Annotated in this window: 6 protein-coding genes; 4 read left to right on the forward strand and 2 right to left on the reverse strand. The window is 66.2% G+C overall.

Annotation, left to right across the window (positions count from 1 at the left end; translation table 11 throughout):
* Window positions 1-51 precede the first annotated feature (51 nt).
* Together AC2W7L_RS18405 and AC2W7L_RS18410 are read right to left on the reverse strand one after the other, a co-directional pair.
* A complete protein-coding gene (locus tag AC2W7L_RS18405) occupies window positions 52-1,071 on the reverse strand; it encodes an aminoglycoside phosphotransferase family protein (RefSeq protein ID WP_486005620.1) in 1,020 nt (339 codons plus the stop codon).
* Entirely contained in the window at window positions 1,068-2,033 is a 966-nt protein-coding gene (locus AC2W7L_RS18410; protein WP_486005621.1) for a hypothetical protein, read from the reverse strand. Before AC2W7L_RS18410 ends, AC2W7L_RS18405 begins: the two co-directional genes overlap by 4 nt.
* A 191-nt stretch (window positions 2,034-2,224) precedes the next feature.
* Between AC2W7L_RS18410 and AC2W7L_RS18415 the strand changes: the two genes are divergently transcribed.
* From AC2W7L_RS18415 to AC2W7L_RS18430, 4 genes are all read left to right on the forward strand, one after another.
* Entirely contained in the window at window positions 2,225-2,689 is a 465-nt protein-coding gene (locus AC2W7L_RS18415) for a ribosome maturation factor RimP (protein ID WP_486005622.1), read from the forward strand.
* Between the two features lie 137 nt (window positions 2,690-2,826).
* Window positions 2,827-3,789 (forward strand): transcription termination factor NusA, encoded by a 963-nt coding sequence (nusA, locus tag AC2W7L_RS18420; RefSeq protein WP_486005623.1) that lies wholly within the window; start codon window positions 2,827-2,829, stop codon window positions 3,787-3,789.
* A gap of 72 nt (window positions 3,790-3,861) precedes the next feature.
* The gene (locus AC2W7L_RS18425; RefSeq protein ID WP_486005624.1) at window positions 3,862-4,137 is read left to right on the forward strand and encodes a YlxR family protein; all 276 of its coding nucleotides are present in this window, start codon (window positions 3,862-3,864) and stop codon (window positions 4,135-4,137) included.
* A 130-nt stretch (window positions 4,138-4,267) separates the two neighbouring features.
* A partial coding sequence (locus tag AC2W7L_RS18430; RefSeq protein ID WP_486005625.1) for a translation initiation factor IF-2 N-terminal domain-containing protein occupies window positions 4,268-4,750 on the forward strand: 483 nt, incomplete at its 3' end.

The following is a 4,750-nucleotide window of genomic DNA, read 5'->3' on the forward strand; positions in this document are numbered from 1 at the left end:
CCCAGCAACCTCGCGCGAGGTATCTGGGCCGCCGTCAGGTAGCAACTAGGGTCAGCCGATGGGTTTGAGGGCGTGGGCGTTGACTCCGGCCACGTCGGCACCCGACAGGGCGCGCGCCACCCACAGGGATCTGGCGGCATCGGCCAAGCCCGAGTTCGATCCGCCGGAGGCTGCGCGCAGGTACCAGAACATATTCGTGATCTCGCGGGCCACGGTCGCACCCATCCCGTACTGCGGATCGACCCCGGCGCACAGCGCCAGATCCGTGGCGAAGCCGCGCAGCCACGCCGCCTGCGCCTGCGGATGGTCCGAGGGGATCTCGGCCAGACGGTTCCACAGGATCGGAGCCAGGGTGTAGGCGGCCGGACCGGCCAAGGGCTGCGGGTCGATGGCCTTCCACGTCGAGATGCCCGTCGGATCGGGATTGCCTGCGAGGATGTTGTAGTAATGCAGATCGGCGTGGATGAGCCAGTTCTCATCCGACGACGCGAGAGTCTGCATCCAATTGCGCGCGAACGACAGCAGCAGGGAATCGTGCGGACCTGCCTCCGACCACCCGGTCAGCAGCGCGGCATCGGCATCGAAGGTGTTCAGCCACCCGGCCACGACGTCCTGGACCCGCAGGAACTCCGAGGTCGCCGGAATCTCCAAGGACCGCTGCAGGGCACCCCACACCGGCGGGACATCGGCCAGGGGGAGCACGGACAGATTGTCCTTCGTGCGCAGCCTCTCCTGCAGAGTGACCCGGAAGCTGCGATCATCCCGGATGACCCGGACGGCCCCGTGCCCGTTCCACATCTTCAGCGCGCGCAGCACCTGCGCATGCGCGGCTGTATGCGCCGAGGTGGGAGCGGCGAACCGCAGCACCCCCTGATAGTTCTCCTGAGTGAGCACCGGAATGACCAAGGACTCGCAGCCGGCCCACGGCGCCCCTGGCACATCGTCGAAGCGCAGCTTCCACCGGTCGAGGAGCTCATTGGCCATATAGTCGAGCGCGGCGACCCACGAATCCGTGCGATATTCGCCGATGATCTCGCGCGTCGCACGGTAGAGAACCGGTGGAACTTTCATTCCTGCACCTCCGCCTGCCCGGGTTCGTCATAGGTGAAACGCAGCGGCTGGGCAGCGGCGAAGACCGTCCGGGTCCGGGCCGATTCCCACAGACGCAGGATCGCCGAGGCGTCCGCCTCCAACCAGGGCAGAAGCACGGAGGCGATGCCGTCCTCGAGGGAGAGCGCGAGTTCCTTCGCGGACTCCGCATCCGTCGGGGTGGGGTCGAGCTTCCACGCCGAGGCGGCCGGGTCGGCCGAGTCCTCACCGAGGAGTTCCAGCATCTCCCCGGACAGAGCGCCCAAGGATTCGAGCCGTGCCAACGTAGCCGTGCGTTCGCGCGACTTCGAATGGAAGTTCACGGCAAGCCGTTCATAGCCGTAGGCGGCCGCCCGTGATTGGTTGAGGATCGCGTTGAAGACCTTCGCGCGATCGGCCTTCTTCTCGTCGCCCTCGTCCCCGTCGTCCGAGCCCTGAGTCGTCTGCTTTCCGTCCTTGCTCTGATCGAGCTCCTCACGGCCGGCGCGGATGAGCTCATCTGCGGTGGTGATGAGCTCCGGCTTCTTCGTCCCGGCGACCAGGGCCAGACCCGTGGCCACATCGGCCAGGACGGGAATGAGATCCGAGCCCAAGGACGACGACGCTTCGAAGACGGCGCGGGAAGCCACCTCGGCGGCTTGGACGAAGGTGCGGTCCTCCTCGGTCGGGGGCGCCTCGGTGGCGAACTCGGTCGGCGGATTCCACACTGGTCCGACCGCGTCAACGAAATCGGCGAGATCCTCACCGGCGGTTTCGGGATCCCCGGAGCCGGGGGAGGTGGAGTCGAGGATGCGGGCCAGACGATTGCGCAGCTGCTGGGTCGAATCGAGCGTGGGGATCTCGGGATCCTGATCGAGTCGCAGGCCGCAGGCGGTGAGCAGGCCGACGCTCAGCCCGCCGACGCCGGCAGTGAGCAGGCCGCGGCGACTGACGGGAAAACGCATACGGCAATCCTATCGGATGCCTCGTCACGGGCGGGGGAGACCCGATCGACACCCGAACCGGGACGAAGGCTTAACCTCGACGGCGGCTGTCGCTTAGGGTGGGTGAGAACACGGCGGTCGCACACGTGCACGGTTCGCCGGCCCCCTCGCCCCGCCTCGGCGAAGGGGACGCACAAGGATATGGAGGAGAAATGGACGAAGACGTCGAGCGGATCAAGGGCCTGCTCGCCCCGCCCCTTAAGGATGCGGGATTCCACCTCGAGACCGTCAAAGCGGTAGCGGCCGGACCGCGGCGCACGCTCACCGTCGTCGTCGACCTCGACGAATCGAGCACCGATCCGATGTCGATGGAGAAGATCGCCGAATCAACGAAGATCGTCGGCGACGCCCTCGACGAGGTCGAGATCTTCCGGGACAAGCCCTACCAGCTCGAGGTCACGAGCCCCGGAGCCACCCGGAAACTCGAGACCCCCCGCCACTTCCGACGCGTCATCGGCCGTCGCCTGGAGATCACGACGAAGAAGGACACCTTCAAGCTCGACCTCGCCGAGGTGGGGGAGAGTTCGATCACGGGCACGGACCCCCAGCGCAAGGAGTCGAAGACGGTCGATTTCGGCGAAATCCGCAAGGCCCAGGTCGAATTGAAGTTCCGCTGAGGCGAACCTCACGCTCCGCCGGCGGTGAGATGGCCCCAGCGCAGGCTGAGTGCAGGCGCAGACTGGGATAGACTGTTACGCCTGCATAAGTGAACACAGACAATTCAATGCTCGGTTGAGCGAGAGAGGACTAAAACATGGACATCGACCTCAATGTTCTGCGCGTCATCGAACGAGAGCGTGAGATTCCGCTGGAAACCCTCATCGAACTCATCGAACAGGCGCTCTTCCTCGCCTACCAGAAGACCGAAGGGGCCTGGCCCGACGCCCGCGCCGAACTCGACAAGTCCACCGGCGAGGTGCGCATCCTCGCCGTGGAATTCGACAACGACGACAACCCGATCGGCGAGTTCGACGACACTCCCACCGGCTTCGGCCGGATCGCCGCCCAGACCGCCCGGCAGGTCATCCACCAGCGGCTGCGCGATGTCGAAGACGAGACGCTGCTCGGCACGTTCAAGGGCCGTGAGGGCGAGATCGTCTCCGGCATCATCCAGCAGGGCCGGGACCCGCAGATGGTCCAGGTCGACATCGGAGACGTCGAAGCGGTGCTGCCGCCGCACGAGCAGGTCCCCGGCGAGACCTACGCCCACGGCACCCGCCTGCGCGTCTACATCGCCGACGTGCACAAGGGAACGAAGGGCACGTCGGTCACTGTCTCCCGCACCCACCCGAACCTCGTGCGCCGACTCTTCGCCCATGAGGCCCCGGAGATCGCCGACGGCACCGTCGAGATCGTGTCCCTGTCCCGCGAAGCCGGCCACCGCACGAAACTCGCCGTGCGCGCTACGAAGCCTGGAGTCAACGCGAAGGGCTCGTGCATCGGCGAACTCGGCTCCCGTGTGCGCGCGGTCATGAACGAACTCGGCCAGGAGAAGATCGACATCGTCGACTACTCCGACGACCCGGCGAAGTTCATCGCCCACGCGCTGTCCCCGGCCAAGGCCAAGAGCGTGGAGATCCTCGACGCCGCCGCGCAGGAATCCCGTGCCGTCGTCCCCACCGACCAGCTGTCCCTGGCGATCGGCAAGGAAGGGCAGAATGCCCGCCTGGCGGCGAAGCTCACCGGGTGGAAGATCGACATCGTCGCAGGCGAGTAGCCTCATGCAGTGATTGGCACCACTGGCCCCCTTGGCGCGCGCGGGGGTGCCGGTGCTGTAGAATCATTCATTGTGAATGTTGGTGATGGACCCGTAAGGACGTGCATCGCCTGTAGGCAGAAGGCCGGTCGGGACGAGCTGACACGCTTCGTGTTCCGCCCCGATCAGCACCCCGCCGTCGTCCACGATGTGTCAGCGACACTGCCGGGGCGTGGTGCGTGGGTGCACCCTGACGCGAAGTGCCTGAACAAGGCCCTGACCACTGCCGCCTTCGCTCGATCCTTTCGAACGAAGATCACCGCCTCGGACCTCCCGAGGCCGGACACCGAACCCAAAGAGAACGGGTAGCCGAATGGATGACAAGTTGTGAGTGTCGCACGATGACACCCAGACGGAATTCGAGAGAGCAGTGAGATGAGTACTGCTCTTCATTGATGAGGTTCTTTCCTGACCGGGAAAGAACCCGGACAGGAGAACTGTGGCAAAGCCCCGTGTCCATGAGCTCGCGAAAGAGCTCGGCACAACAAGCAAGAACGTCCTCGAAAAGCTCCAGGACATGGGCGAATTCGTTCGCTCCGCCTCTTCGACGCTCGAAGCGCCCGTCGTGCGCCGCGTGAAGGAGGCCTTCGCCGATTCCGCTCCCGCCGGTGGTGAGAAGTCCGCTGGCGCGAAGAAGGCCGCCAAGCCGGCCGCGAAGCCCGGAGCCCCGAAACCCGGTGCGAAGCCCGCACCCAAGCCCGCCGCGAAGTCGGCCGCCAAGCCCGGTGCTGCGAAGCCTGCTGCTTCGGCAAAATCGGCCCCCGCCGAGGATGCCGCCCCCGCTGCGAAGTCCGCACCGAAGCCCGGCGCCAAGCCGCCGCCAAGCCGTCCACTCCGAACGGCCGCAGAACCGACCGAGGCTCCCGCAGCCGAGGCCAAGCCTGCTGCCTCCTCGGCGCCGAAGCCCCGGCGCACCGAAGCC

The organism is Brevibacterium sp. LAARM3_SD1 (assembly GCF_057364765.1).

Coding starts and splice junctions, on each gene's coding strand:
- AC2W7L_RS18405 (WP_486005620.1), bottom strand. CDS start 1,071: ATGAAAGTTCCACCGGTTCTCTACCGTGCGACGCGCGAGATCATCGGC.
- AC2W7L_RS18410 (WP_486005621.1), bottom strand. CDS start 2,033: ATGCGTTTTCCCGTCAGTCGCCGCGGCCTGCTCACTGCCGGCGTCGGC.
- AC2W7L_RS18415 (WP_486005622.1), top strand. CDS start 2,225: ATGGACGAAGACGTCGAGCGGATCAAGGGCCTGCTCGCCCCGCCCCTT.
- nusA (WP_486005623.1), top strand. CDS start 2,827: ATGGACATCGACCTCAATGTTCTGCGCGTCATCGAACGAGAGCGTGAG.